29 protein-coding genes, 1 tRNA gene and 1 riboswitch are annotated in these 25,285 nt (G+C 68.4%); of the genes, 14 read left to right on the plus strand and 16 right to left on the minus strand.

Annotated features, from left to right (window positions below):
* Positions 1-64 precede the first annotated feature (64 nt).
* Positions 65-607 carry a CGNR zinc finger domain-containing protein gene (locus EV647_RS14315; RefSeq protein ID WP_166680324.1) on the plus strand — a complete coding sequence of 181 codons (543 nt, stop codon included), beginning with the start codon at positions 65-67 and terminating at the stop codon, positions 605-607.
* Here EV647_RS14315 and EV647_RS14320 read toward each other — a convergent pair.
* From EV647_RS14320 to EV647_RS14330, 3 genes are all read right to left on the minus strand, one after another.
* Positions 545-1,195, minus strand: coding sequence for a GNAT family N-acetyltransferase (locus EV647_RS14320; RefSeq protein WP_134002919.1), 651 nt, complete (start codon positions 1,193-1,195; stop codon positions 545-547). The two genes, EV647_RS14315 and EV647_RS14320, sit on opposite strands and share 63 nt — an antisense overlap.
* 45 nt (positions 1,196-1,240) lie before the next feature.
* Positions 1,241-2,386 carry an ROK family transcriptional regulator gene (locus tag EV647_RS14325; RefSeq protein ID WP_134002921.1) on the minus strand — a complete coding sequence of 382 codons (1,146 nt, stop codon included), beginning with the start codon at positions 2,384-2,386 and terminating at the stop codon, positions 1,241-1,243.
* A gap of 165 nt (positions 2,387-2,551) precedes the next feature.
* On the minus strand, positions 2,552-3,250 hold the full coding sequence (locus EV647_RS14330; protein ID WP_134002923.1) for a GAF and ANTAR domain-containing protein: 699 nt from the start codon (positions 3,248-3,250) through the stop codon (positions 2,552-2,554).
* A 236-nt stretch (positions 3,251-3,486) separates the two neighbouring features.
* On the opposite strand from EV647_RS14330, the gene nhaA reads away from it, so the two are divergent.
* From nhaA to EV647_RS14345, 3 genes are all read left to right on the plus strand, one after another.
* Entirely contained in the window at positions 3,487-5,310 is a 1,824-nt protein-coding gene (nhaA, locus tag EV647_RS14335) for a Na+/H+ antiporter NhaA (RefSeq protein ID WP_202876165.1), read from the plus strand.
* A gap of 79 nt (positions 5,311-5,389) precedes the next feature.
* Positions 5,390-5,863: a rhodanese-like domain-containing protein gene (locus EV647_RS14340; RefSeq protein WP_238177204.1), complete on the plus strand. Its 474-nt coding sequence runs from the start codon at positions 5,390-5,392 to the stop codon at positions 5,861-5,863.
* 103 nt (positions 5,864-5,966) lie between these two features.
* Complete coding sequence (locus EV647_RS14345) at positions 5,967-6,809, plus strand: SAM-dependent methyltransferase (RefSeq protein ID WP_134002927.1); 843 nt, start codon at positions 5,967-5,969, stop codon at positions 6,807-6,809.
* 3 nt (positions 6,810-6,812) lie between these two features.
* Here EV647_RS14345 and EV647_RS14350 read toward each other — a convergent pair whose 3' ends face one another.
* The 3 genes from EV647_RS14350 to EV647_RS14360 are packed head-to-tail and all read right to left on the minus strand — an operon-like array spanning position 6,813 to position 8,977.
* Positions 6,813-7,316 carry a tetratricopeptide repeat protein gene (locus tag EV647_RS14350; RefSeq protein ID WP_238177205.1) on the minus strand — a complete coding sequence of 168 codons (504 nt, stop codon included), beginning with the start codon at positions 7,314-7,316 and terminating at the stop codon, positions 6,813-6,815.
* A 7-nt stretch (positions 7,317-7,323) separates the two neighbouring features.
* Complete coding sequence (locus EV647_RS14355; RefSeq protein WP_134002929.1) at positions 7,324-7,674, minus strand: DUF1622 domain-containing protein; 351 nt, start codon at positions 7,672-7,674, stop codon at positions 7,324-7,326.
* Positions 7,675-7,690: 16 nt separating this feature from the next.
* A complete protein-coding gene (locus tag EV647_RS14360) occupies positions 7,691-8,977 on the minus strand; it encodes an FAD-binding oxidoreductase (protein WP_134002931.1) in 1,287 nt (428 codons plus the stop codon).
* Between the two features lie 85 nt (positions 8,978-9,062).
* Between EV647_RS14360 and EV647_RS14365 the strand changes: the two genes are divergently transcribed.
* The 3 genes from EV647_RS14365 to EV647_RS14375 are packed head-to-tail and all read left to right on the plus strand — an operon-like array spanning position 9,063 to position 12,071.
* Positions 9,063-10,451 carry a PLP-dependent aminotransferase family protein gene (locus tag EV647_RS14365; RefSeq protein WP_238177206.1) on the plus strand — a complete coding sequence of 463 codons (1,389 nt, stop codon included), beginning with the start codon at positions 9,063-9,065 and terminating at the stop codon, positions 10,449-10,451.
* Positions 10,452-10,503: 52 nt separating this feature from the next.
* Positions 10,504-11,253, plus strand: coding sequence for an N-acetyltransferase (locus EV647_RS14370; protein ID WP_134002935.1), 750 nt, complete (start codon positions 10,504-10,506; stop codon positions 11,251-11,253).
* 44 nt (positions 11,254-11,297) lie between these two features.
* Positions 11,298-12,071 carry an alpha/beta fold hydrolase gene (locus EV647_RS14375; protein WP_134002937.1) on the plus strand — a complete coding sequence of 258 codons (774 nt, stop codon included), beginning with the start codon at positions 11,298-11,300 and terminating at the stop codon, positions 12,069-12,071.
* Here the strand turns inward: EV647_RS14375 and EV647_RS14380 are convergent.
* Complete coding sequence (locus tag EV647_RS14380; RefSeq protein ID WP_238177207.1) at positions 12,061-12,993, minus strand: MBL fold metallo-hydrolase; 933 nt, start codon at positions 12,991-12,993, stop codon at positions 12,061-12,063. The genes EV647_RS14375 and EV647_RS14380 overlap by 11 nt on opposite strands.
* 115 nt (positions 12,994-13,108) lie before the next feature.
* Here EV647_RS14380 and EV647_RS14385 point away from each other — a divergent pair, with 115 nt between their 5' ends.
* Both EV647_RS14385 and EV647_RS14390 read left to right on the plus strand, forming a co-directional pair.
* A complete protein-coding gene (locus EV647_RS14385; RefSeq protein WP_134002939.1) occupies positions 13,109-13,981 on the plus strand; it encodes a LysR family transcriptional regulator in 873 nt (290 codons plus the stop codon).
* On the plus strand, positions 13,978-14,850 hold the full coding sequence (locus EV647_RS14390; protein ID WP_134002941.1) for a serine hydrolase: 873 nt from the start codon (positions 13,978-13,980) through the stop codon (positions 14,848-14,850). The genes EV647_RS14385 and EV647_RS14390 overlap by 4 nt, the downstream gene beginning before the upstream one ends.
* Here the strand turns inward: EV647_RS14390 and EV647_RS14395 are convergent.
* The 3 genes from EV647_RS14395 to EV647_RS43375 are packed head-to-tail and all read right to left on the minus strand — an operon-like array spanning position 14,847 to position 16,517.
* Entirely contained in the window at positions 14,847-15,233 is a 387-nt protein-coding gene (locus EV647_RS14395) for a RidA family protein (RefSeq protein ID WP_134002943.1), read from the minus strand. The genes EV647_RS14390 and EV647_RS14395 overlap by 4 nt on opposite strands.
* 49 nt (positions 15,234-15,282) lie before the next feature.
* Positions 15,283-16,386 carry a hypothetical protein gene (locus tag EV647_RS14400; protein ID WP_202876166.1) on the minus strand — a complete coding sequence of 368 codons (1,104 nt, stop codon included), beginning with the start codon at positions 16,384-16,386 and terminating at the stop codon, positions 15,283-15,285.
* Positions 16,383-16,517: a hypothetical protein gene (locus tag EV647_RS43375; RefSeq protein ID WP_255517904.1), complete on the minus strand. Its 135-nt coding sequence runs from the start codon at positions 16,515-16,517 to the stop codon at positions 16,383-16,385. Before EV647_RS43375 ends, EV647_RS14400 begins: the two co-directional genes overlap by 4 nt.
* A gap of 81 nt (positions 16,518-16,598) precedes the next feature.
* On the opposite strand from EV647_RS43375, the gene EV647_RS14405 reads away from it, so the two are divergent.
* A complete protein-coding gene (locus tag EV647_RS14405) occupies positions 16,599-18,455 on the plus strand; it encodes a DUF6807 family protein (protein ID WP_202876167.1) in 1,857 nt (618 codons plus the stop codon).
* On the opposite strand, the gene EV647_RS14410 is transcribed toward EV647_RS14405, so the two are convergent.
* From EV647_RS14410 to EV647_RS14425, 4 genes are all read right to left on the minus strand, one after another.
* Positions 18,430-19,203, minus strand: a complete 774-nt coding sequence (locus EV647_RS14410; protein ID WP_131345372.1) for a thiazole synthase — start codon at positions 19,201-19,203, stop codon at positions 18,430-18,432. The genes EV647_RS14405 and EV647_RS14410 overlap by 26 nt on opposite strands.
* 2 nt (positions 19,204-19,205) lie before the next feature.
* On the minus strand, positions 19,206-19,409 hold the full coding sequence (gene thiS, locus EV647_RS14415) for a sulfur carrier protein ThiS (protein ID WP_134002947.1): 204 nt from the start codon (positions 19,407-19,409) through the stop codon (positions 19,206-19,208).
* A riboswitch (TPP riboswitch) is annotated at positions 19,400-19,511 on the minus strand. It overlaps the preceding gene by 10 nt.
* A 19-nt stretch (positions 19,512-19,530) precedes the next feature.
* Positions 19,531-19,926 carry an NUDIX domain-containing protein gene (locus EV647_RS14420; protein WP_202871060.1) on the minus strand — a complete coding sequence of 132 codons (396 nt, stop codon included), beginning with the start codon at positions 19,924-19,926 and terminating at the stop codon, positions 19,531-19,533.
* Positions 19,923-20,870, minus strand: coding sequence for a DUF5937 family protein (locus EV647_RS14425; RefSeq protein WP_134002949.1), 948 nt, complete (start codon positions 20,868-20,870; stop codon positions 19,923-19,925). The genes EV647_RS14420 and EV647_RS14425 overlap by 4 nt, the downstream gene beginning before the upstream one ends.
* 84 nt (positions 20,871-20,954) lie before the next feature.
* On the opposite strand from EV647_RS14425, the gene EV647_RS14430 reads away from it, so the two are divergent.
* Together EV647_RS14430 and EV647_RS14435 are read left to right on the plus strand one after the other, a co-directional pair.
* Positions 20,955-21,359 (plus strand): pyridoxamine 5'-phosphate oxidase family protein, encoded by a 405-nt coding sequence (locus EV647_RS14430; RefSeq protein WP_166680325.1) that lies wholly within the window; start codon positions 20,955-20,957, stop codon positions 21,357-21,359.
* A 31-nt stretch (positions 21,360-21,390) separates the two neighbouring features.
* On the plus strand, positions 21,391-21,927 hold the full coding sequence (locus EV647_RS14435; protein WP_134002953.1) for a YceI family protein: 537 nt from the start codon (positions 21,391-21,393) through the stop codon (positions 21,925-21,927).
* On the opposite strand, the gene EV647_RS14440 is transcribed toward EV647_RS14435, so the two are convergent.
* Positions 21,885-22,517, minus strand: coding sequence for a G5 domain-containing protein (locus tag EV647_RS14440; RefSeq protein WP_202876168.1), 633 nt, complete (start codon positions 22,515-22,517; stop codon positions 21,885-21,887). The two genes, EV647_RS14435 and EV647_RS14440, sit on opposite strands and share 43 nt — an antisense overlap.
* Positions 22,518-22,694: 177 nt before the next feature.
* Between EV647_RS14440 and EV647_RS14445 the strand changes: the two genes are divergently transcribed.
* Together EV647_RS14445 and EV647_RS14450 are read left to right on the plus strand one after the other, a co-directional pair.
* Positions 22,695-22,770 (plus strand) — tRNA-Lys (locus EV647_RS14445).
* A 242-nt stretch (positions 22,771-23,012) separates the two neighbouring features.
* Positions 23,013-24,443 carry a helix-turn-helix domain-containing protein gene (locus EV647_RS14450; RefSeq protein WP_134002957.1) on the plus strand — a complete coding sequence of 477 codons (1,431 nt, stop codon included), beginning with the start codon at positions 23,013-23,015 and terminating at the stop codon, positions 24,441-24,443.
* An 80-nt stretch (positions 24,444-24,523) separates the two neighbouring features.
* On the opposite strand, the gene EV647_RS14455 is transcribed toward EV647_RS14450, so the two are convergent.
* Positions 24,524-25,075: a hypothetical protein gene (locus EV647_RS14455; RefSeq protein ID WP_134002959.1), complete on the minus strand. Its 552-nt coding sequence runs from the start codon at positions 25,073-25,075 to the stop codon at positions 24,524-24,526.
* Between the last annotated feature and the right edge of the window lie 210 nt (positions 25,076-25,285).

A 25,285-nucleotide genomic window follows, 5' to 3' on the forward strand; every position in this document is an offset into this window, starting at 1 on the left:
CGGATGTCGGTCTACGACCCTGGTATGACGCACCTCCTCCACAAGAATGAGCGATACTGGAGGTGTGCAAGCCACCGATCATCTGCAGGCGTCCTTGCAGGCCGCGATCGCGCTGGCCAACACCTTCGGGTCAGCCGAGCGGCAGGGGCGCCCGGCGATTCCCCCGGACGCGGCGGCGGTCGACGCCGTACTGCGCCTGACCACCAACCAACCGCCCGCCGTCGATCCCGCCGACTACGCAGCCGGCGGAAAAAAGCTGTACGACGCCCTCGGCAGCCTCCCCGCGGTCGATCGCGCTGTTGAACTGGTGAACGCACTGCTCAAGGAAACCAAGGCCGCGCCGCAGTTGACCCGCGACGGGGGCGCGCCCTGGCATCTGCACTTCGGCAGTCCCGACGACGCGAACGGCTGGCTGGCCGAATTCGCCACTGCCGTGGCGATGCTGCTCGGGAGTGACGAGGCGGAGCGGCTCCGCCGGTGCGAGGCGGGCCGGTGCGACGACCTGTTCCTGGACTCGACGCGGAACGGGAACCAGCGGTTCTGCTCAACCGCCTGTCAGAACCGCGCCAAGGTCGCCGCTCATCGGGCGCGGGTCCGCAACTCCTGAGGCCGTGACCATGGTGGCCTCCGGCGACCAACCGAGCTTGCGGTACAGGTGAAAGCCGTCGGTCGTGGCCATCAACAGCCCGGTCCGGGCGCCGCGCTCGAGCGCTCGTGCGGCCAGGGCGCCCATCACGACGCTGCCGAGTCCCCGTCTCCGGTACGCCGGTTCGGTCTGGATGTCGTGCATGACGGCGTCGTCGCCGACGATCGCCACCATGCCGTGCGCCGCGACGGTGCCGTCCACCAGGACGTTCACGTACTCCAGGGGGCCGTCCGTCTCGATCTCGGCCGTCGCGCGGGGATGCGCGAGGAGGTCGATCGACATCAACGTCTTCTGTTCTTCGAACGGCCGGGTCCCGGCAGCGGCCAGCCGGCGGGCGATCTCCGCGCCGTGCTGCGTGGTGACGGTCAGCCAGGTGTCCGCGGGCAGGGCACGGGCGAGCCGGTCCACAGTCGTCGGGTCATCGGTGCGGGTGAACAGTTCGCGGTCGCGCCCGGGGAGTCCCAGTACGGCGGCGTACGCGTCGTCGTACCCGATCACCGGCCCCAGGTCGCGGCACAGCCGCCAGCCTTCCAGCCATCGCCTCATCATGGCGCTAGTGTAACTGCCTATTGATAAATAGCCAGTTACAGCCAGTTACTCGGTTCCGAGGACGAAGGTCTGGATCGCGACCACGGCGGCGCCGCGGGCCCACTCGCTGAAGTCGGCCGGCTGCAGGACCATCGGCACTTCGGCGGCCGACGGATGCCGGTCGGCGTGCAGACCTGCCAGCAGTGCGTCGTGTGCGACCTCCGCCAGCCGGACGCCTTCGCCACCGAGGACGACCAGCTCAGGCATGGTGAAGTTCGCGGAGGCCGCGATCAACTTCCCCAGCGCGCGACCGGCCCGGTCCACGATCTCGCGCGCCGCGGGATCGCCTTTCGCCGCGAGATCGAGCGCTTCGTCGTACCCGACCTCCCGGCCGATCGCGGCGCCGACCTGGCTCGTGACGGCGCTGACCGTCAGCAGACCGAGCGCACAGCCGCGGTGGCCGCGGTTGCAGCGCGGGCCGTCGGGAAGCAACGGGTGATGGCTGACCAGTCCGAGCGTGACGTCCGGACTGTCGACCACCCGGTTGTGGGCGACCAGCCCGTACCCGACACCGGCCCCGATCGTGAGCAGCACGAAGCGGTGTGCGTTCCGCCCGGCGCCGAACCAGTGGGTGGCTTCGACCAGGGAGGTCAGGTCGTTCGCGATCACGATCGGCACGCTCGTGTGCGCGGCGAGCAGGTCTCCGAACGGTACGTCGACCCAGTTCAGGTACGGCGCCCAGCGGACCTCGGTACGGTCGGCGACGCGACCGCCGAGGGAGACGCCGACGCCGGTGATCGCCGTACCTCCCGGAACCTGGACGGTCAGTTCGTCGATGAGCTGGACGACGAGGTCGGCGACCGCGGACGGCGTGGGATCGGTGATCGGGCGCTCGACGCTCGCGAGCACGTCCGCACGCAGCGTCGTGAGGACGCCGATCGCGGAGTCGGCGGTGAGCTTGATGCCGACGAAGTGGTGGGCGTCGGCGTCCAGGTCGAGCGGCTGCGAGGGCCGGCCGACGCGGGCGTCCGTGGGACCGCCCTCGACCTCGACCAGCAGTCCGGACTCGACCATCGGTTTCGTCAACCGGGTCAGGCTGCCGGGCGACAGGCCGACCCGGCGGGACAATTCGGCGCGCGACAACGGCCCGTCCAGCAGGATCTCCAGCGCCACCTGCCGCGAGGGCCCCGCCAACGGCCGCCACGCACCCATTGCGTCAGACTAGCCTGGGCTCGAGAGGGTGTCTGAGGACCCTCGGAGACGCCGGGACGTGACCCGGTCCGCGGTACTGGCCGCACAAGTCCCGGCGTCAGGCTCATTCCGAATTATGCAGGCGTTTGAGGCAGGCGGCGCCGGGACAACGGTGTCAGATTCTGGTCAGTGTGGAAGCTTGCGCGTATCGATGAGTTGCTGGGCAACGTCGCGCAGTTTGGTGTTGGTGTCCTGCGAGTACCGCTTGAGGATCGCGAACGCCCGGTCGCCGTCCACGTCGAAGCGTTCCATCAGGATGCCCATCGCCTGACCGACCAGCTTCCGCGCGTCGACCGCCTGGGCCATCGTCTCCTCGTGCCGCGCCGACGCCACCGCCACGGACGCATGCCGCGCGAGGATATGCGCGATCGCCTCGTCGTCGGTGGAGAACGCCTCCGGCTCCGAGCTGTACAGCCCGAGGACGCCGACCGTACGTCGCGGCGCGTCACCGGTCGCCAGCGGTACGTCGAGAACGCTGCGGATCCCGAGCGCCGCGACCTTCGTGCTCCACTCGGGCCAGCGGTCGTCGGAGGTGGTGTCGCGGATCAGGACCGTGGCGCGTTCGCGGAGCGCCGTGATCAGCGGACCACTCTCCGCAGCGATCTGCAGCTCGGAGATGTCGGTGACGACCTGATCCGTGACCGCGGCGATCTCGGCCCGCGAACCACGTGTGTAGAGAGCCACGCCGGCGTACGTGCAGTTCACCGCCTGCAAGGCGAACTGCACCACGGCATCGATCGTCTCCTCGACTCCAGGCGCATCGTGCAACTCGATCGCCAGCCGGGCAAACGTATCCGCCGAACGGGCAAGCTCAGGCTCAGTCACTGGAAACTCCAGGGCATGTCACGCAGTAGGGCAAGGTAATAATGCAGCCCAACCGCCCCCCAGCGTTAGCCGTGACCAAAACCCGCCACAACGCGCTCCCGATCCCACCGGAGCCTGTCTCACGGGCCTTCAGATGGCCGCGTGGTGGAGCTGTGCGGATTACAGTGTGCGGCATGGCGGAGTTGGTCGGTCTTCTGAGTGGGCGGACTGACTGGCGACGGGGATTTGCGGCGCCCATGCGGGCGTTCTTGCGGACCGAGTCGGGTAGTTCGGGCGTGCTCGCGGCCGCGATCGTGCTGGCGTTGGTGTGGGCGAACGTGTCGCCGGGGACGTACGACGAGGTGTGGCGGACCGACCTGTCGATCGGGCTCGGGCACGACGTACTGAGTCTGGATCTGCAGGAGTGGATCAACAGCGGACTGATGACGCTGTTCTTCCTGGTCGTCGGGCTCGAGGCGCGTCGCGAGTTCGATCTCGGGGATCTGCGGGATCGCAGCCGGTTCGTGCTGCCGATGCTGGCCGGGATCGCGGGGATGATCGCGCCGGTCCTGATCTACCTGGCGTTCAACGCCGGCGGTCCGGGGTCGCACGGCTGGGGTGTCGCGATGTCGACCGACACCGCACTCGCGCTCGGTCTGCTCGCGTTGGTCGGCCGTGGTGTGCCGGATCGCGTGCGGGTGTTCCTGCTGACGGTGTTCGTGGTCGACGATCTGCTCGCGCTGGCGGTGATCGCGGTCGTCTACAGCGAGGACATCAGGATGATGCCGCTCGTGCTGGCGATCGTCGCGTTCGCGGTCGTACTGGTGTTGTCGCTGTTCCACGTCCGCAAGGCCTGGATGTACGCGATCCTCGGCGTACTCATGTGGGCCGCCCTCCTGAAGAGCGGCGTGGACCCGGTGGTCGCAGGTCTCGCGATCGGGCTGACGGCGCCGGCGTACTCGCCCGGTCGTGAGGAGCTCGAGGAGGCGACCGGCCGGTTCCGGCTGTTCCGCGAGCAACCGACGCCGGAGCTGGCGCGGTCCGCGACCGTCGGTCTGACCACGACGATCTCGCCGAACGAGCGCCTGCAGTACCTGTACCACCCGTGGACCAGTTACCTGATCGTCCCGCTGTTCGGGCTCGCGAACGCCGGCGTCACGATCGACGCGGCGTTTCTCGGGCGGGCGTTCACGTCGCCGATCACGCTCGGCATCCTGCTCGGGTACGTCGTCGGCAAGCCGCTCGCGGTGACGACGGTGTCCTGGTTGCTCGAACGTTTGAGTGGTGGGCGGATCCGGCCGGGGGTCGGCTGGGCCGCGGTCGTCGGCAGCGGGACGATCGCCGGAATCGGGTTCACGGTGTCGTTGCTGATCGCAACGATCGCGTTCGACGGGCCGCAGCTGGCCGAGGCGAAGGCCGGGCTGCTGTCCGCGGTGATCGTCGCCTCGGCGCTGACCTGGGCGGTGTTCCGCGCGGCGAAGCTGCTGTCTCCTCCGAAGAAGGCGCTAGCACTGCTAGGAAACGCGGAGCAGTTGGTCGATCTGACCGATCCGGTGGATCCGGAGCGGGACCACATCCGCGGCCCGGAGACGGCGTCGGTGACGCTGGTGGAGTACGGCGACTTCGAGTGCCCGTACTGCGGGATGGCCGAGCCCGTCGTACGGGATCTGCTGCAGGACGACGATCTGCGGTACGTGTGGCGGCACCTGCCGCTGTCCGACGTACACCCGCGCGCTCAGATCGCGGCCGAGGTGGCGGAGGCCGCGGCCGCGCAGGGGGCGTTCTGGGAGATGCACGACCTGCTGCTCGCGAACCAGCAGAACCTCCAGCCGAAGGACCTGATCGGCTACGCGGAACAGCTCGGTCTGGACATCGATCGGCTGCACGACGACGTGAAGCGGCATGTGGCGGCGGCGCGGGTCGCGCAGGATGTGGAGTCGGCGGACACCAGCGGGGTGTCGGGTACGCCGACGTTCTTCGTGAACGGGCAGCGGCACTACGGGGCGTACGACGTGGAGACCCTGAAGCAGGCGATCAAGGTGGCGCGGGCGCGGGCGAAGATCACCGCGCGGCACAGCTGAAGACAGGTGGCGGAATCTTGATGCACTAGGGCATTTCTGCCACTGTTGTCGGGTTGCCGGATCCTTGACGCTTGGCTGCATGACGCACTCCATGACCGACTCCATGACCAACTCCATGACCAAGCAGATCGACCAGGCTGCCGTCGCGCACTTCGCCGGACGGCTGGCGTACGAGACGGACGTGTCCGATGTCGCCGCCGACATCGGGGCCGGGGTGACCGGGTGGATTCTGATCGACAGCCGTAGCCAGGAGAGCTGGGACCAGGGGCACGTGCCGGGAGCCGTGCACCTGCCGACGCGGGAGATCGCGGCGCGGGCGGCGAGCGTCGTACCGGACGACGTCGCGGTCGTGACGTACTGCTGGGGGCCAGGGTGCAACGGTGCGACGCGGGCGGCTCTGGAGTTCGCCAAGCTCGGGTATCCGGTGAAAGAGATGATCGGTGGGTTCGAGTACTGGGTCCGTGAAGGGCTGCCGGTGGAGACGGCCGACGGCATCGAGCGGCGCCTCGCCGACCCGCTGACCGTGCCGCGCGGGGTGGCGTGCGCGTGCTGAAATCCCTGTGAGCGTTGAGGTTTAACACAGATCGAACTCGCCGTGGTGAAACGCTGACTCTCCGTGCGTTACGCTCGATGCAGCGCCGACGCGAGGAGACAGTGTGACCGATCAGCCGAGGTACGACGGTGGGCTGATCGCGCGCGGGATCGACACCACGCGCCCGAGCGTCGCCCGCGTCTACGACTACGCCCTCGGCGGCAAAGACAACTACGAGTCCGACCGCGAGCTGTACCGGCAGATCATGAAGATCGCGCCGGAGACGCCTCTGTGGGCGCGGGCGAACCGCCGCTGGCTCCACCAGGCGGTCACCTGGCTGGCCGAGGAGGGCGGCGTACGGCGGTTCATCGACGCGGGCTCCGGCTTGCCGACCGTCGAGAACACGCACCAGATCGCCCAGAAGGTGAGCCCGGACGCCTCGGTGCTGTACATCGACAACGACCCGTCCGTGGTCGCCCACGGACGGGCGCTCCTGCTGGACAACGACCGGACACAGTTCACCGCGGCGGACCTCACCAAGCCTGACGAGGTGCTGGCGGACCCGGCGGTCGCGGGGATGCTGGCCGACGGTCAGCCGGTTGCGCTGGTGATGGCGCTGATGCTGCACCACATCGCCGACTACGACGAGACACTGGCGATCGCCGGCCGGTACGTCGACGCGCTGCCGCCGGGCTCCTATCTGGCGATCACGCACGCGTGCAACCCGGGTGACGGCGGTCCGGTCGACGTACTCGTGACCGAGCTCCTCGAGAAGGTCAAGGATGCTTTCCCGACCTTGGCGTTCCGTTCGGTCGAGCAGATCTCGTCCCTGTTCCACGGGCTGGAGATCCTCGATCCGGGGGTCGTCCGGCTGGCCGATTGGCATGTTCCGGGCGGCCGCGTCGAGGAGGACCCGCCGGTCGACATCCGCGACGCCATCTACGGCGGCATCGCGCACAAGCCTTAGGTCCTAGCTCAGGCCCGCCAGGTAGTCGGCGTTCCCGCGGATCGCGGCCTCGTAGCGCTTGATCTCGGCGGAGTCGACCTTGTCGGCGATCACCAGCAGGAGCGTCGCGAGCGCCTTGTCCTTCGCCCCGGCGGCATGCAGCGTCAGCGCCTTGAAGACCCGCAGCGAGTCCGACTCGGGGAACTCCGCGCACGCGCCCTTGAACACCGCGAGCGACTCGTCGAAGCGTTCGAGGTTGCGCAGCGTGCTGCCGTACTGCAGCAGGCACTTGCGGCGGGTCTCCCCGGTCAGTCCGGGCAGCGCGCGCTCGTAGTACCCGACGGCCGTCTCCTCGTCGCCGGCGGTGTCGTACGACCCGCCGACCTCGTACAGCACGTACGGATTGTCCGGATGCTCGGTCAGCAGCTTCTCGAAGAAGGCGATCGTCGGGCCCATGTTCGCCCGGTCGCGCCGCGCGAACGCCTCGTCGATCGTCGCCGCCAGTTCCGGCGTCAGCTCAGTCGTCACAGTTCCATCATGCCGCGTCGGTCCGGCGGGCCTGCCACGGCCACGATCCGGAGATCTCCACTTCGAGCGCGAAGCTGAGCACGGTCCGGATCACCACGATCAGTCCCAGCACCAGCACGCTCTGCACCGACGTCTCGACGATGATCGTCCGGATGATGTCCCCGACGATCAGGATCTCCAGCCCGAGCAGGATCACCCGCCCGAGATTCACCCGCAGCTGCTGGTAGCTCCCGGTGCCCTTGCGGACGACGTCGTAGCAGTACCGCATCAGGACGACGGCGAGTCCGATCGCCATGATGACCACGCCGGCGCCCTCGATCGTCCGCGCGACGCCGGCGAAGACCCGCTCGAAGTCCATCCCTCACAGTTACCAGTCAGGCAGCGGACTCGCTGGTCGGCTCGCCGGGCCGGATGTTCTGGTTCAGGTGGAACACGTTGGCCGGGTCGTACGCCGTCTTCAGCGCGACCAGCCGCTCCAGTGTCGCAGGCGGGAACGCCCGGTGGATCGGGTCGTCGTTCAGCGTGTTCACGTAGGCCCCGCTCGCGTACGGCGCCAGCGCCGCCGCGTACCCGCGCAGGCGGCCGATCCGGTCCTCGTCCTCGGCCGGGTCCTCCCAGCGTGTCGCGGTGACGAACTCGAACAACGTGTCCCGGTGACTGAATGCAGCGTTTTCCGTGGGGACGTCGGCGATCGCGCCGCCGTACGCCTGCACACTCGCCGAGACCCCCGGGTTGTCCAGCAATGCCCGGATCGCCGCGTCCGGCAGCGACTTGAAGTAGTGACCCTTCCAGTACCGCCGAAAACGGTGTCCTTGGACGTTGTCGTCGCGCGTCTGCAGCTTCAGGTACGTCGTCTCCTCGACCAGCTCGTCGCTCACCGGCCCGAGCGCCCGGAACGCCGGCAGCAGTTCGTGCCCACCCTCGCCGACCCACACGTACCCGACCGTCACCGACTCGGCCGTGATGTTGGCGGTGAACGTCGCCTCGCGCGGCGCATCGGCGTTCAACTCCCGCCACCCGCGCAGTACGTCGAATCCCGCCGACACCGGGTAGCTGAACTCGACGATCAGCGCCCGCGTCCCCACCTGGTGCAGCTGGAACTCGAACGACGTCACGATGCCGAAGTTGCCGCCGCCGCCACGCAACCCCCAGAACAGCTCGGGGTTCTCGTCCGCACTCGCCCGTACGACGTCACCGTCTGCCGTCACGACCTCGTACGAGATGACGTTGTCGCAGGCCAGGCCGAACCGCCGTGCCAGCCAACCCATCCCGCCGCCGAGCGTCAGCCCGCCGACACCGGTGTGCGACACGTTCCCGGCCGTCGTCGCCAGCCCGTATTCCTGCGCCGCCCTGTCCAGTTCGCCCAGCAGCGCGCCACCCTGCACCCAGGCCCGCTTGGCGGCAGGATCCACGTGGACCGCGCTCATCGGCGTCAGGTCGATCATCAGCCCACCGTCCGGGACCGCGAGACCGGCGATGTTGTGCCCGCCGCAGCGGACCGCGATCTCCAGACCGGCCGCACGCCCGAACCGGACCGCCTCGGCGACGTCCTCGGTCGAAGCGCAGCGGGCGATCACGGCGGGGCGGCGGTCGATCATCGCGTTCCAGACGGTGCGGGCCTCGTCGTACCCGGCGTCTCCGGTGCGCAGCATCACGGTCATCGCTCTCAGCTCCCTGGATGAGTTGGTCTGTCCACAACCCTGACAGCGGAGCGGTCCGTCGATAAGGTCCAGTTCTGTGAGCCGAATGAGGACCAGTTCCGGAGCCGGTGAGCTCCTGGTCGAGCTGCAGCGCGACAGTGGCGTCCCGCTGCACCAGCAGCTCGAGAGCGGGATCCGGACCAGGATCCGGGCAGGACTGCTGCGCGCCGAGACCGTGATGCCGTCGACGCGCGCCCTCGCGCACGACCTCGGCCTGTCCCGCGGGGTGGTCGTCGAGGCGTATCAGCAGCTCGTCGCCGAGGGATACCTGATCAGTCGCGCCGGCGGATACACGCAGGTCGCCGACATCGCCGTGACCGAGGCGGCGACCGCTCTGAAGCCCGGCGCAGGTCCCCCGCGGATCGACTTCCGCTACAGCCGCCCGGACGTGTCCGAGTTCCCCCGCGCCGCGTGGCTGCGATCGGTACGGCGAGTGCTCACCGAGACGCCGTACCGCAGCCTGGCCTACATCGACGGGCGCGGAACGATCGAACTGCGCACGGCGCTGTCCGACTATCTCAACCGGGTCCGCGGTACGGCGGCGCGCCCGGAGAACATGCTGATCTGCAACGGGTTCGCGCAGGGCTCACGGCTACTCCTGCAGGTGCTGGCCGCACAGGGACGTCGGCGGCTCGCGGTCGAGGACCCGTCCGACAACGACCTGCGGGAGGTCGCACAGGCGGCCGGGCTCGAGGTGGTCGGCGTACCGATGCTGGAGACGGGCATCGACGTCAACGCGTTGGAGCGGTCGGGTGCGGACGTCGTACTCGTGACGGCTGCACATCAGTTCCCCACCGGAGCGGTGGCGTCGGCGGAAACGCGGGCCGCGCTGGTCGCGTGGGGCGGGCTGGTGATCGAGGACGACTACGACGCGGAGTACCGCTACGACCGGGAGCCGATCGGCGCGATGCAGGGGCTCGCGCCCGACCGGGTCGCGTACGCCGGGACCGCGAGCAAGACGCTGGCGCCCGGGTTGCGGCTGGGCTGGCTGATCCTGCCGACGTGGCTGGTCGAGCCGATGGCGCAGGCGAAACTGATGGACGATCGCGGGTCGCCGGTGTTCGACCAACTGGCGTTCGCCGACTTCGTGGCGAGGGGTGAGTTCGACCGGCATCTGCGGCGGATGCGGCCGCGGTACCGGACGCTGCGGGACACGCTGGTCGAACGGTTGGCGGCGCGGCTGCCGGAGCTCGAGCCGGTCGGGGTGTCGGCTGGTCTGCACGTGATGACGTGGCTGCCGACTGACCTCGGCGAGGACGCGTTGCGCGACGCGGCCCGGCAGCGCGGGCTCGGCGTGTACGGGCTGGCGCCGTACTGGGTGTCGGGAGAAGGACCCGCCGGGCTGGTGTTCGGGTACGGGTCGCTCTCCCAGAAGGAAGTTGTCGAGGGCATCGAGTTGCTCGCGGACGTGGTGGCGACTATCCGGAGGCGATGAATAATTATCCACTTGATTGCAATTCGATCCGGACGGTTCTAACCTTGGCGAGGTGATCGCCACAGCTGGTATCGACGCCCTCATGAACAAAGGCTGGCCTGCCGCGGACAGCACCGAGTTGGACGGCTGGCTGGTCCGCCGCAACGCAGGCGTCACCATGCGAGCCAACTCCGTCCTGCCCGCGAGCGCGCCGTTCGACCTCGACAGGGCCTTGGACTACGTGGAAAACCTGTACGCCGCGCACCAGATCGCACCGTCCTTCCAGGTGGGTCCGGCGGCGCAGCCCGGCGACCTCGACGAGTACCTGGCGGCTCGCGGGTACGAGGTTCGCACTCCGACGCTGGTGATGTGCGCCGAGGTCGCAGATGTGCTCGCGAAGCTGCCCGAACCGACGACGGCAGTGAATATTTCCTCGACGCCCGGTGACGACTGGATGGCCCTGTGGTGGGTCGTCGACGGCCACGGCGGATCCGACGCGCAGCCCGCCGCCCGGCAGATTCTCAACCGCGGCCGCGCGCTGTACGCCACGATCTCGTCCGGCCGGCAGGCCCAGGCCGTCGGCCGCCTGGCTCTGGTCGACGACTGGGCCGGCATCTACTGCCTCGCCGTCGATCCGGCCTACCGCCGCCAGGGTCTCGCCCAGGCGACCATCCACGGCTTGTTGCAGAAGGCAACGACCGTCGGCGTCAACCATGTCTGGCTCCAGGTGGTCGAGGCCAACACCCCGGCCCGCGCCCTGTACGACCGCTTAGGTTTCCGGGCCGTCTCGCGCTATCACTACCGCGTCCGCCCTCTGCCCTGAGCAGAAGCCTTCGGTACAGCCCCGCGATCGGAGAAGATGTCGGCGTGCTGACTCTCGCGGATCACCGGACCGGTCTGTTGCAACGCGGTACGAGCGGACCGCCGGTGGTGCTCCTGCACTCGCTCGGCCTCGACAAACACATGTGGGAACCGATCATCGATCAACTCGCGGTCGGGCGCCGGGTGTTCGCTTACGACCTGCGAGGTCACGGCGAGGCAGCCGGATCGCCTCGCCCGTTCACGTTGGGCGACACGGCCGCGGACCTGATCGGCGTACTCGACGAGCTCGGGCTGGAGAGCGCGCATGTCGTAGGGCTGTCGTACGGCGGAGCGATCGCCCAGACCGCGGCGATCGAGTCGCCCGATCGGTTCGCCTCCCTGTCACTGCTGGCGACGACCGACCGGGCGTTCCCGGAGATCTTCGAGGGGCGCGCGGCCGGCGCCGAGGTGGACGGGATGGCGGCCCAGGTCGACGAGACGCTGTCCCGGTGGTTCACTCCGGAAGCCCTCGCCGCCGAGACCGCGGGCGTGCGCTACGCGCGGGGTTGTCTGCAGGCGATGAAGTCCGAGGACTGGGCAGCGGCGTGGCGTTCGATGAAGGAACTCGATGCCCAGGGCAAGCTCGGAGACTTCGCCGCGCCGGCGCTGGTAGTCGCCGGCAGTGCGGACGTGTCCGGGCCGACTGGCGTCCTGCGCCAGGTTGCCGACGGCATTCCCGGCGCTGCGTTCCGCGAGCTACCCGGCGTACCGCATATGCAGACGCTGGAGCGTGCCGATCTGATCGCGGGCGTTCTGGACGACTTCCTGCCTAGAGGTTGAGTTGCTGCAGGTGATCGAGGACGACGAACTCGGCACCCGTCTTCTCGACCGACGTGCGGAGCGGGGTCAGGTCGGTCCACGGGATGCCGGGATCGTCGAGAGGCTTGTCGAAGTCGTCCCAGTGCGTGGCGATCACCTTCCGGACCGGCTTGATCGTCTGCAGCAGGCGGTCGGTGATGCCCGGCTCGCCGCCCGGAGCGGCCAGTACGACGTCGACCTGGAGACCGCGCAGCGCGTTCGGGGCGAAGTTCGCCGTGCTGAGGCTGAGGACTCGCAGGCCGCCGATCGTGATGACGAACGCGAGCGTGCCGCCCTCGACCAGGTCCTCGATCACGCGCGGGCGCGGCGGGACCTCGTACCGGTAGCCCGGGTACGCGTACGTGTGCCGCTTGCCGCCGCAGGAGTGCAGCGACGGGAACACCTCGATCGTGAAGCCTTCGAACGGCAGGTACTCGCCGCCGCGGACAGGTGACAGCAGGTCGTTCGGCGTCTTCATCGCGCGCAGCATGTTCGCGTGCGTCTCGGTGCAGAGCACGGTGGCCCGCGTCTTCTTCGCGACGTACGGCACGTCGGCCATGTGGTCGTAGTGGCCGTGGTGGACCAGGATCGCGTCGGCGGTACTCAGGTGCCGGTCGATCACGTCGGGCTTGATCACCAGCTTCGTCTTCGGGTCGGCGCCCTCCGGCGTGAACGTCCCGGTGTGGAACCGCGTCAGCCACGGATCGGTCAGTACGACGCTCTTGCCGCACCGGATCTGCCACGCATGCGTCCCGAACCAGGTCAGCTCCACCGGCTCTCGCGTCGCCTGGCTCGTGGACGTCGTTGCCGCCTCGCTCTGGTTCTCGAGCACGACCGCCCCGACCACACCCGCGGCACCGGCCGCCGCCGCGCCCGCCAGCATCCCTCTCCGACTCACCTTCACGCTGTTTCCTCTCGTCGTCTGAAACCTCAGTCAAGGCGAGGGCTCGCGGGCATGTCGAATATGCTCTTGCGCATGGACCGATTGGCTGGAGATATCACCGCAGGTCAAACAGGTCATGATCACTGAACGACATCTGCAGATCTTCATCGCCCTCGCCGAGGAGCAGCACTTCGGGGACGCGGCGCGGGCCGTCGGCATCACTCAGCCGCCGTTGTCCCAGGGCCTGCGGCGCCTGGAAGCGCTGGTCGGCTCGAAGCTCTTCGAACGCGGCGCCGGTCGCGTCGAACTCACGCCCGCGGGCGTCGCGCTGCTGCCGTACGCACGGCGCGCGCTGACCTCGATCGAGGAGCTCCACCAGGCGGCGATCGCGCGTGATCCGGAGGGACCCGAGATCCGGCTCGGTCTGGCGCCCGAAGTTCCGCCGTCGGCGGGTGCGGCGGTGGCCGCGGCCTGCGGCTCGGTGATCCCGGGCAGTCGGGTGACGGTGGTGACCGCGCCGACGAGTTCGCTGGTCAATCAGGTCGGGACGGGCCGGTTGACGTTGGCCGCCGTACTGCATCCCGCCGTTCTGGGCGGCCTGGAGGCCGGACCTGTATCGCTTCTGCCGACCTGGGCGCTGGTGCCGGCCGCGACCGTCGACACTGAGGTTGTGGCATTGCGGCAGTTGAAAGGGCTGCCGATCGCGGTGCGGCCGCGCGCCGAAGCGCCGGCGGCGCGGGACCTGTTCCTGGACACGTTGGCGTTGCACCGGCCTGACGGTGGGACGGTCGTGGTGACGGACGAGCGCGCCGGACTCGCGATGGCGGCGGCCGGCCAGGCGATCGTGGTGACCGCCGATCCGGCTTTGATCGCACCGGGCGTCGGGCGGCATCGACTGGCCGACGATCCGCTGCCGTTGCGACTCCGGCTCGTCTGGTCGAGGACGCGTACGCCGTTCCTCCGCCCGAACGACGTGATGGCTCAGCTCACGGAAGCGCTGGCATCGTGAACGCCCGGATCCGTGGGATCTTCGAGGACGCCGGTGTCCGCGGCTGGATGCACGCGATCTCACTCGAGGATCCTCAGGCGAGCGTCGAGCTGGATGCGGACGTCGTCGTACCGCTGGCATCGGTCTACAAGTTGCCGCTGCTCGCCGGGTTCTGCCGGCTGGTGGACCTGGGCGAGCTCGATCCGCGCGAGCGGGTGACGCTCGAGCCCTCGGCGCGAACCGCCGGACCGACCGGGCTGTCCGCGTTCGCGGATCCGGTGACGGTGTCGCTGCGCGATCTGGCCCTGTCGATGGCGACCGTGTCGGACAACGCGTCGGCCGATGCGCTGCTGGACATCGTCGGGCTGCGTCGACTGGCCGAGATCCTGGAGTCGTTCGGCCTGCGCCGCACCTGGGTCCGCCGCGGTACGGCGGCCAACCTGCGTGACCTGCAGCGCCGTACGGGTGCGGACGATGCGGACGCGGCCCTCGCCGTACTCGCGGACAACAACCGGACCGATCCAGTCGGCGTGTACGAGGCCGCGAACGGGTCAGCCGCGAGCGCGCGCGACCTGACCCTGCTGCTGCGGCGGTTGTGGGCGGGGGAGTTGCTGTCGGCGTCGCAGACCGAGTTCGTGAAGACGACGATGCACCGGCAGATCTTCCTGCACCGGTTGGCGTCCGGATTCCCGCACGACGGCGTACGTGTCGCGGGGAAGACCGGAACGTTCGGCGCGTTGCGGCACGAGGCCGGCGTGGTCACCCTGCCCGGCGGAGCGGCGTTCGCGATCGCGGTCCTCACGCTCGCCGCCCGCGGCGACTTCCGCCAGCCCCGCGTCGACGCCGCCATCGGCGAGGCCGCCCGGGTAGCGGTCGACCTGCTGCGTTAGACGATCGCGTACGCCTCGATCTCGAGCAGGGCGTCCGGGCTGAACAGCGCGGCCACCTGGACCGCCGTACTCGCGGGCTTGGTGCCCGGAATGTACTCGTCGCGGACCGTACGGATGGCCGGCAGGAACCCGATGTCGGTGACGAAGTACGTCAGCTTCACGACGTCCTCGAACGTCGCGCCGACCGCCGACAGGCAACGTCGCAGGTTCTCGAAGACCTGGCGTGCCTGCGCCTCGGGATCCCCGATCCCGACGAACTGCCCGTCCGGATCCAGCGCCACCTGCCCGGAGATCGCCACCCACTGCCCGCGGCCGGTGACGACGTGGCTGTAACCGTTGCCCGGGGCCACTCCGACGGCGCGCGGGTACTCCAGCTTGCTCACATGCTCCTCCAACCGATCTCCACCCCATCCGACCACATGAGCGGGTGAACTACGCCGGGAGCAGGCGCTCCGTGAAGAAGTTCTTCACGAGATCCTGCATCTCGCGGTCGAAGCGGTGCGGGCCGGGGAGGAAGGTGCCCGTGTAGCTGCCGGGACCGTCGAGGAAGAGTTCGGTGAGCTCGCGGTCGGCGGCGACCATGCCTCGCGACGGGAAGAGCTCGTCGTCCTCGGCACAGACGACGAGCTGATGGTGGCGGCCCCGGCCCGCGGTCAGCGTGGGGTGGTCGAGCTCCCGAGCCAAGCCGGGCGTCGTGAACAACCAGGAGTGGGCGTCGACGTACGCCGGGACGAGCGCCTCGAAGGTGGTCATCATGCACACCACCGCCGAGGCCCGGATGCCCGGATCCAGCGCGGTCAGTGCCGCCGCCCTCGCACCCCCGCCGGAGAATCCGAAGACGCCGACGTCATCCACTTCGTCGACTCCACGCAAGACACTGAGTGCGACCAGGTCGTCGTACGCGACCATCCCGGCGAACGACGTACCGAGGATGCCGGCCGCCTTCGCGATCGTGTGCTCGTGGTGCACGGCCGCGACGTCGTACCACTCGTCGTCATCGGGGGAGTGGTCCGCGGCGAGCCAGGCGGCCTCGTACGCCGCCATCAGGTCGCGCAAGCCCCGCGGCAGTGGATCGAAGCCGAACCGCCGGGAGCCCCACGCGAAGGTGTCGTGGCACAGCACCACGAAACCGGCGCGGGCGAGCTCGTTCGCGACGGCTCTGTCCTCGTACAGGTCCGCACGCACCCCGAGGGCCCTCGTGCTCGGCCGAGGCGTGTCGACCATCCGCTCCGCGCCGATCGACTTCACGCCGGCGTGGCAGTGCAACCCCAGCAGACCGGGTCCGAGCGGGGCGTCCGCGGGACGCAGCAACCACGCGCGAGTCGGCGGACCGAAGCCGGTCGACCACTCGAGCTCACTCCCGTGGACGCCGTCCGCCAGCCACTCGCCGACGGTCCGCACGGCCGGTCGTTGCGGAGGCTCCGGCACGCCGAGGAGGGCGGCGACCCTCGTGGTCAGTTCGTCACCGGTCAGTGGCGACGCGTCGCGGACGAAGTCCGGCCAGTCCTCGTAGCCGCCCAACGCACTCGGTCTCAACCCTTCACCGCGCCGACCGATGCCAGGCAGCGCTCCACGTTCCCGAACACCTGGCCAGTTCCGGTCACCACCTGGGTGTACCCGTTGCCCGGCGCAACGCCCTCGACCTGCGGATACTCCAACTCGCTCACAGTTCCTCCGGTTGTGGTGTCGGTCCATCATGCGTGGCACGAGGGTTGAGAAACCGGTTTCCATCGGGAGAGGATACGGAGGTGGGACGGACACCGAAGGACTCGATCACGATTGCCGACGTCGCGCGGGCGGCGGAGGTGTCACGCGCGACCGTGTCCCGGGTGATGAACGGGCGCCTCAGTGTCGCACCCGAGATCGTCGCCCGGGTGCGCGCCGCGGCGGAGCGCCTCAACTACCGGCCGAGCGACCTGGCCCGCAGCCTGTCGCTGGGCCGGACGAACATGGTCGCGCTGGTCGTCCCGGACCTCGGCAACCCGCTGTTCCAGCAGATCCTGCGCGGCATCACGAACGCGTCCGCGGCGGCCGGGTACAAGGTGCTGGTCGCCGAGACCGACGAGGACCCGAACGCCGAGGCGGCGATCGCGATCGAGGCCCGGCGGCGCTGCGACGCGCTGATCATGGTCTCGCCGCGGATCGACGAGGAGCGGCTGCTCGAACTCCTGCCGCAGGTGCAACCGGTGATCCTGGTCAACCGCCAGGGGCCGGCGGAGGTGACGTCGGTGGTGGTCGACTACGGTCGCGCCGTACGGATCGTCGTCGATCATCTGGTCGGACTCGGCCACCGGCGGCTCGCGTTCCTGTCCGGCCCGGCGGCGAGCACGTCCAACGTGCTGCGGCTGCAGGCGCTCGCGGTCGCCGAGCGGGAGATCCCGGGGCTGGAGCTCGTCCGGCTCGAATGTGGCCGGTCGATCGAGGACGGGTACGCCGCGGTGGAGCGGGTGCTCGAATCGCAGGTCACCGCGGTCGTCGCGTTCAACGATCTGGTGGCGTTCGGGCTGCTCGCGCGGCTCAACGAGGTCGGGGTCGCCGTACCGGCTGATCTGTCGGTGACAGGGATGGACGACATCGGGCTCGCGCGCTTCGCCGTACCGTCGCTGACGACTGTGCGGGTGCCGCAGAAGGATCTCGGTGAACTTGCGTGGCGGCGGTTGCACGCGTCGATCACGGGGCTTTCGGACGAGGTGGGCGGCGTACCGGAGCTGCGGCTGGCGGTGCGGGCGAGTACGGGGCCGGTGCCGCAGGAGCCGCGTTCCGAAGCGTCAGCCGATCAGGTCGGGTGGCAGCAGCAGGGGGACATCTTCGCGCTCGGGAGTTCGGCGGGGTTGCTCGCGCGGTACGAGTTCGGACGGCGGATGCCGCAGGTCCACGCACCGCGTCCTTATCTGCACCCAGTCCGAACGCTCGGCGGGCACCCGCTGACCGAGGTCAGCCCGGTCGACCATAGGCATCACTACGGTGTCTCGCTCGCCGTCGCGCAAGTCAACGGCACCTCGCACTGGGGCGGCCGGACGTACGTGCGCGGTCAGGGCCCGACCCTTCTCACGAACCACGGCCAGCAACGCAGCCGCGGAGTCACCGTCAACAACCGCGAGCTCGTCGACGACATCACCTGGTACGACGAGCAAGGGCGACCGCAACTGGTCGAACGTCGGTACCTGTTTGGCGATCTCGCCTTCGGTGGTTGGCGACTCGACTGGCGCAGCATCCTCACCGCCCGCTACGGCTCGATCCGGATCGACAGCCCGGCCACCAACGGTCGCGAGGGAGCGGCGTACGGCGGTCTCTTCTGGCGTCTGCCTGCCGCGGAGACGACTGTGCTCAGTGCCGACGGCGAAGGGCTGGAGGCCGCCTTCGGGTCTCGTAGCCCGTGGCTCGCGTTCGTCCAAGGCGATGTCAGCCTGCTGTTGCTGCAGCCGGATCAGGTCTGGCCGTGGTTCTTGCGATCCGAGGAGTACGTCGGCGCGTGCCCGGCGCTCGCGTGGGAGCAGCCGTTGGTGCTGCAACCCAACCAGGATCTGACGTTGTCGCTCACCGCGCTCCTGCTGGACCGGGCGGTCGACGCGGCCGAGGCTAAAACGTTGGCAGGCCAGTTGTAGGCGACGACGCCAGCGCCGACTGCCATCTCTTCGGCACCCGGCCGGCGAGGCGTGCGTTCCGGCCGGCCGAGACGGCGTCGCGCATCGCGGCGGCCATCAGAGCGGGTTTCTCCGCACGGGTCACCGGGGTGGCGAGCATGACCGCGTCGCATCCGAGTTCCATCGCCAGCGCGGCGTCACTCGCCGTACCGATGCCCGCATCCACGATCACCGGGACGTTCGCCGCCTCGGCGATCAGCGCGATGTTGTGCGGGTTGCGGATCCCCAGCGCCGAACCGATGGGTGCGGCCAACGGCATCACGGCCGCGCAGCCGGCCTGCTCGAGGCGGCGGGCGAGGATCGGGTCGTCGTTCGTGTACGGCAACACCGTGAAACCGTCGGCCACCAACGCCTCCACGGCATCGAGCAGCTCGAACGGGTCCGGCAGCAGCAGGTGGTCGTCGGCAACGACCTCGACCTTGATCAGGTCGGTCCCGAGCGCCTCGCGGGCCAGCTTGGCGGTCAGCACGGCCTCGGCCGCGGTGTGGCAGCCGGCCGTGTTCGGCAGTACGTCGATATTGTGCTTCTTCAGCACGTCGAGCACCGAGCCTTCGTGACCCGTGCCGAGCCGGCGCATCGCGACCGTGGTGAGTTGGGTGCCGGAGGCAATCAATGCCTCCTCCATCACTTCCAGGTTGGCCGAACCGCCGGTCCCCATGATGAGGCGCGACGTGTACGTGCGCCCGCCGAGCTCCAGTGGATCATCCATGGTCAGCCTCCCTGCGTCGCGCTGACGATCTCGACCCGGTCGCCCGGCCGCAGGGTGGTCTGCGCCCATTCGGCCTTGGTCAGCACGTTCTGGTTCACCGCGACCGCGATCCCGGTGGCGCGATCGGAGTACTCCGCGATCAACTCAGCCACGGATTTGCCGGCCGGTACGTCGACCGCCGTACCGTTCACCCAGACGGATTCCATCGCTTCCTCCCTACGCCGGAATTACCCGATTCAGGTTCAGCGGTCGGTGACGGTCCGGTCACCCTCTCAGCCCACTCCCTGCGAGCTCCCGCGGACGTTTCGACTCTAACTCACGTCTCAACTAGGACGCGAGTCCGTCTCGCAACAGCGGAAGCACCTGCTCCCGCACGGCCGGTGCGACGTTCAGACCGTCTTCGGAAGTGATCCAGCGGAGGTCGGCGAGCTCCGCGGCGGGCTGCGGGACCTGCTGCAGCTCGACGGCGTACACAGTCATCTGCATCCATTGGTTCTCGAGCGCGGCCTGGTTCTCCACGGTGGCAAGGAACTTCGGTTTGTACGGCGTGACGCCCAGCTCCTCGTGCATCTCCCGGGCCAACGTCTCCAGCGGCGCCTCGCCCGGCTCCGGTTTCCCGCCCGGAAGATAGAAGACGTCCGGCGCGGCCTGCTTGCTCACCACCAGGAGCCGTCCGTCCTGCACAACTGCCGCCGCGATCACGATCAGCACATCGGTCGTCACTGTGCTTCTCCAATACCAGTCAGGAGGGCCGCGAGTTCGGTCGGGCGGTAGAGGACCTGTTTGCCGGTGCGTTGCGGTTCGACGAGCCCGGTACGGCGCAGTAGTTGCAGGTGCTGGCTCACCGCGGACGGCGTCACCTTCAGTTCGCCGGCCAGGTCGGTCGTCGTACGGGGATAGGAGAGGAGCGCGAGGATGTGCGCTCTCGGCGTACCGATCAATTGCGCGAGGTCGTGGCGCGACGGTGGCTCGACGACGGACCACAGGTTTGCCTGACCGCGTGGCGGGTAGCCGAGCAGTGGTTCGGCGCCGGGGTCGAACGGGATGACGGCGTGCGGTCCGAACAGGGTCGGTTGCAGTACAAGCCCGCGACCGTCGACGTGTTCGGTGCGGCTCTGCTCGGCTACGCGGTCGACCTTGAGCAGACCATCGGCGTACGTGATTGCCGGGCCCAGCCCGTTGAGCATCGCGCCCGTTCCTTGCTGGGTGACGACGTGGCCGCGGTAGCTGATGTCGGCGGAGAGGAGGGTGCGCATGCGGCTCCAGTACGGCGCCATCACGGCGTCCCAGTACTCGTGGAGTGCCTCGACCACCTTGTCCACGGTGAGGTCTTCCGGCAGCTCGCCGTTGACCGCTACGAGTTGTCGCTCGAAGGTTTCGGGGTTGACGGTCGCGATCAGGTCGAGCTCGTCGGAGAGCTGAGTGAGCGGCGAGGTCGGTCGTGGCGTCAGGAAGTCCGGACTGCCCATGGTGTCGTTGACGAGCCACCGCAGTACGGACCAATCCAGGGCGGCCACCTGCGGCTGTACGGTGCGAACCCAGCCGAGCTGCAGCGGGAAGCGGCCGGGATCCCGGAGCGCCCGCAACGACAGCACCATCTCCGCCACCGGCGACACCGCGAACCGGACGTCGGCCAGATCCTGCGAGTTCAGGACGTAAGTGAGCACGGCGCCTCGCTTTCAGTCACGACCTGAAGTATGGCGGAATTGTCGGTGGCTGGTGGGAGCGTGGTTTCCATGGGATTTCGAGCGATGGACGACGACGAAATTGCAGAGTTCCTGGCGCGGCCGCTGGTGGCCGTGCTGGCAGTCGACGAACCGGGCTGGTCGCCGCATGTGACGCCGGTGTGGTTCCGCCACCTGCCTGACGACAACAGATTCCAGGTGATGACGCCGGCCAAGTCGAAGAAGACCAGACTGCACCGGACCGGCACAGGGGCGCTGTCACTCTCGATCCAGACGGTCGACGGGGCGACGGCGAAGTACGTCAACATGCAGGGCGTGGCGCGATTCCTTCCCCTCGAGCCCGACCTGCTGAACGCGATGGTGGAGAAGTACCTGCCGGAGGAGAACCGCGCGGCGTACCTGGCCAACCCACCCGAGGACTCGATGTTCGACATCACCCCACGCCGCATCACCTCAGCCGTCATCGACTGACAGTTCACCGCGCTGCCTCGTCGTACCCCGTATGAGCGACTATTACGTACTCGACGGGGAGCGGACCCAGATCGGGTTTGTGGCCGCACACCGCGTGGGCGGCAAGGTCCACGGCCGATTCACGGCCTTCGAGGGCGCGTTCCGAGTGGACACCGCGGACCCGGCGGCCTCCACCGGCTGGCTGAGCGTCCAGATGGACAGCGTCGACACCGGCAACGACCGCCGCGACGCCCACCTGCGCCGCGACTTCTTCGGTACGCCGACCTACCCGGCAATGACCTTCGTCGCGACCGCCGTCGTACCGACCGGACCCCAACGCGTCGACGTCACCGGCGACCTGACGATCCGGGGCACCACCCACCCCGTCACCATCCCGTTCGCCCTCACCGCGGCCCCCGACGAACTCCACCTGCAGACGTCCCACCCCATCAACCGCCACACCTGGAACGCCAACTCGAACCGTCTGACGACAGCCCTGGTCCACCCCGACGTAGCCCTGGCCCTGTCCCTCACCGCCACCCGGACCTACTCGCAGGCGATCCCGTCGTCGTCGGCGTCGAGGCGGTAGATGTCGGAGCCGACAACATCGATCGGACCATCGACGTACTCAGGTCCGTTCCCGCTCCCGCCCGAGCAGTCGACGTCACTGGCAATCGGAACGCAACCGGAGTAGTTCGGGTCGCACCCACCGGACTGCTCCGGCTCCTCGACCTTCGTACCCACCGCGGTCACCTGCGAACGCGGCTCCTTCGCCACCTCCTGCCGAACCAGCCGCCTACCCGTCTGTACGCCGTTCACGTAGGTAACCCGGTACACGAGCCGCCGCGTCCCGTTGACCCCCGCCGTACGGATCGTCCGCTCACCCTTCGCCAACGAGTCATCCGTCACCGTCTTCTTCTTGAACGGAATCACCCGAAGCTCCACGACCTCCTTCGTCGTGGTGACACTCGCCTTGGGTGAGCGGGACCTGGTCGGCGTCACAACCGGAGCGGATATGGCACCCGGCCCGGCCGTGCTGGCCGGCGTGGGCGTCACGCTGACCTGCACACTCGCGATCGCAGCCGGCTCACCCACCCCCGACGTACCCGAATCCGCCCCACACGCCCCCACGAGCGCCACCACAGCAACCGACCCCAACGCAGCACGAACCAACAACACGATCCATCCCCCCAAACCCGCCGTCGGTTCCCCCCGCGGCAGGACTTGTCAGCACCCGGACAACCCGAGCGAATTCCGATCTGTACCACCAGCCAGGCCCGCCACGCAACCCCTCACCCCAACCCCCACCAAGCAAACCCCCACCAAACCTGACACACTGTTCCCCTCACCAGATGAGGGCCTCTAGCTCAATTGGCAGAGCAGCGGACTTTTAATCCGCGGGTTGTGGGTTCGAGTCCCACGGGGCCTACCACTTTCCGCAGGTCAGGCGCACATCGGCGCCTCGGTCTGGAAAGTTGGGTCTGCGCAAACTCTGCCAATACTCAGAGTGGCCGATGCATGCCTGTCTGAGGGGGATCGGCGGCCCCGCGAAGCCATTTGGCGGCGCGTTGCTGAGCGACGTATCGCATCCTGTCGCACTGCTCCCGTTTCGTCCGATCCCCGCCCCGCCCAGACGTTGAGCTGCCACGTGCAGCTGGACTGTGGAGGGCCGAGATGAGCAGACCGCACCTTCCGATCGGAACGTGGGGCAACGTCCGATCCCGTGCTGAGAGGAAGGACGCCGAGGGCAAGGTGGTCTCCTGGCGCGCGTCCGCGTACTTCCGTGACCACGACGGACATACCCGTGAGGTCACCGCGTCCGCCAAGACCAAGGGCGCAGCCGAGCACCGCCTACTCACGAAGCTGCGAGACCGTGCAAAGATCACGCAGTACGGCGAGCTGAGCCCGACGGACAAGATCAACGACCTCATCGACCTCTGGATCGAGAAGCTCGAGGAACGTATCGAAGACGGCCGTCGATCACCGACGACGCTGACGACGTACCGCACAGCCATCAAGAACCACGTACGGCCCGCCCTCGGCGAACTCCTGATCGGTGAGGCAACCACACCACGCATCGACAGAGTGATCGGAACCATCAAGCGCAGCGCCGGCCGATCCACAGCGAAGACCTGCCGCGCTGTCGTCTCCGGCATGATGCAACTAGCCGTCCGATACGGCGCGCTGACCGTCAACCCGGTCCGCGAGGTCGAAGCGATCGAGGCCCGCCCGAAGGACCCGCCCCGAGCACTCACCAACGAAGAGATCGCCGGCCTACGGCAACTCCTGACCACCGACGAAGCCGCCGTACGAGCCGACCTGCCGGACCTGGTCCTCTTCATGCTCGGCACAGGCGTCCGAATCGGCGAGTCGCTCGCCGTCCTCTGGTCACAGGTCAACCTCGAGTCCGGCGCAGTCGAGATCACTCACACCATGGTTCGCGTCCCAGGCCAAGGCTTGATCCGCAAGGCCCCGAAGTCCAAGGCCGGCGTACGCGCCCTACCCCTCCCAGACTGGGCCGTCACCATGCTCCGCCGACGCCACGCAGCCGGCGTCCTCCCCGACGAACCCATCTTCGCCGACTCCCTCGGAGGCTTCCGAGACCCGTCCAACGTCCGCCGAGCCCTCCGCCGCGCTTTGTCCCCCGTAGCCAGCACCGCCCGCCGCGACCTAGGCAATACCCTCCGATCCGCCCGCCTCCAAGCCGGCCTCAGCCGCAAACAGGTCGTCACGAAGCTCGGCTGGCCAAAGACCAGACTCGAACTCATCGAGAACGGCCGCATCAAGCTCGACCGCGAACTCGTAGCCATCCTCGCCAAGACCTACCGCATAAACCTCGACGCATCCCCCACCCTCAGCGCCCAAGTCGACCAAGCAGCCCAGCCCTCACCCTCAGACGCCCTCACCTGGATCCGCTCCCACACCTTCCGCAAAACCACCGCCACCGCCCTAGACCGCCGAGGCCAATCCGCCCGCCAAATAGCCGACCACCTGGGCCAAGCCCAAGTCTCCATAACCCAAGACGTCTACATGGGCCGACGAATCCACAACCCCTCCGCAGCAACCGCCCTGGACCAGGAGTTCGCAGACCTCGACCTCTGGTGAGATCCGCACCGCATGCCTGCTTGCTGGAGTGTCGGCAGCCAGCCAAGGCAGCAGCCGCTGACCGGACGGTGTTCATGGCACTACACAGCCCGGGGCAGGCGCAGGGCTGCCCTGATGCTGTCATTGCGCAAGGGCACGTACTGGCCTTCGATGGCGGAACCTCCCCCGAAGATCTTCATGAGGTCAGCCGATGCCTGCTCACCGAGCAGGGCGCTATCAGCCTCGATCATCCGGTTGAGGCTTTCCGTGACCTGGGGAGCTGTGAGCTTCTCCAGTGCGTTCTGCAACTCTACCGGGGCGCCGGCCTCGAGTTGAGCGTTCGACAGTGCTCTCATGTTGTCGGCGATGACGGCCGCCGCGAGCATGATTTCGAGGACGCGTCGTTTCGCGTCTGCGCTGCTCATGTTCGTCATTTGCTCGTCGAGCGCTACCTCCACCTCGGTCGCGAACGCGGCAACGGCCAGTGTGGCCACGTCGAAAGATTCGGCTTCGTCGGCCAGTTCGGCCGTTTCTGACTGCGTGACCTTCTTTTCCCGGCGTTCCTTCCACCAGGTCTTGACGCGCGGTGTCGCCTTCAAGGCGCCGATGGTCACCAAGACTCCCAGCGCGATGCCCGCGGCCACCTTGAGCATGTCGGACTCGTCCTCGCCGTCCTCGACGCGGCCACCGAGGGTGGCGTGCGTCTCGAGTTTGTTCGTGTCATCAGCACGCGCCAGCGGACTGGAACCACCGGCCGAGAAGTGGGTGTCGGGGGGGCCGCCCGACCCACATCGGCTCCCACACCAGGTGGGAGCTCAGGTCATCGGAATTCACGGGGTCAACTGTATCGGCGCTGGCCGGCA

This window comes from Kribbella sp. VKM Ac-2566, assembly GCF_004366005.1.
Lineage (GTDB): Bacteria > Actinomycetota > Actinomycetes > Propionibacteriales > Kribbellaceae > Kribbella > Kribbella pratensis.

Coding starts and splice junctions, on each gene's coding strand:
- EV647_RS14365 (WP_238177206.1), top strand. CDS start 9,063: ATGAGGACCAGTTCCGGAGCCGGTGAGCTCCTGGTCGAGCTGCAGCGC.
- EV647_RS14455 (WP_134002959.1), bottom strand. CDS start 25,075: ATGCTCAAGGTGGCCGCGGGCATCGCGCTGGGAGTCTTGGTGACCATC.
- EV647_RS14355 (WP_134002929.1), bottom strand. CDS start 7,674: ATGGACTTCGAGCGGGTCTTCGCCGGCGTCGCGCGGACGATCGAGGGC.
- EV647_RS14410 (WP_131345372.1), bottom strand. CDS start 19,203: ATGGATGATCCACTGGAGCTCGGCGGGCGCACGTACACGTCGCGCCTC.
- EV647_RS14325 (WP_134002921.1), bottom strand. CDS start 2,386: ATGGGTGCGTGGCGGCCGTTGGCGGGGCCCTCGCGGCAGGTGGCGCTG.
- EV647_RS14435 (WP_134002953.1), top strand. CDS start 21,391: ATGAGCGACTATTACGTACTCGACGGGGAGCGGACCCAGATCGGGTTT.
- EV647_RS14340 (WP_238177204.1), top strand. CDS start 5,390: ATGACGCACTCCATGACCGACTCCATGACCAACTCCATGACCAAGCAG.
- EV647_RS14430 (WP_166680325.1), top strand. CDS start 20,955: ATGGACGACGACGAAATTGCAGAGTTCCTGGCGCGGCCGCTGGTGGCC.
- EV647_RS14320 (WP_134002919.1), bottom strand. CDS start 1,195: ATGATGAGGCGATGGCTGGAAGGCTGGCGGCTGTGCCGCGACCTGGGG.
- nhaA (WP_202876165.1), top strand. CDS start 3,487: ATGCGGGCGTTCTTGCGGACCGAGTCGGGTAGTTCGGGCGTGCTCGCG.
- EV647_RS14450 (WP_134002957.1), top strand. CDS start 23,013: ATGAGCAGACCGCACCTTCCGATCGGAACGTGGGGCAACGTCCGATCC.
- EV647_RS14385 (WP_134002939.1), top strand. CDS start 13,109: ATGATCACTGAACGACATCTGCAGATCTTCATCGCCCTCGCCGAGGAG.
- thiS (WP_134002947.1), bottom strand. CDS start 19,409: ATGGAATCCGTCTGGGTGAACGGTACGGCGGTCGACGTACCGGCCGGC.
- EV647_RS14360 (WP_134002931.1), bottom strand. CDS start 8,977: ATGACCGTGATGCTGCGCACCGGAGACGCCGGGTACGACGAGGCCCGC.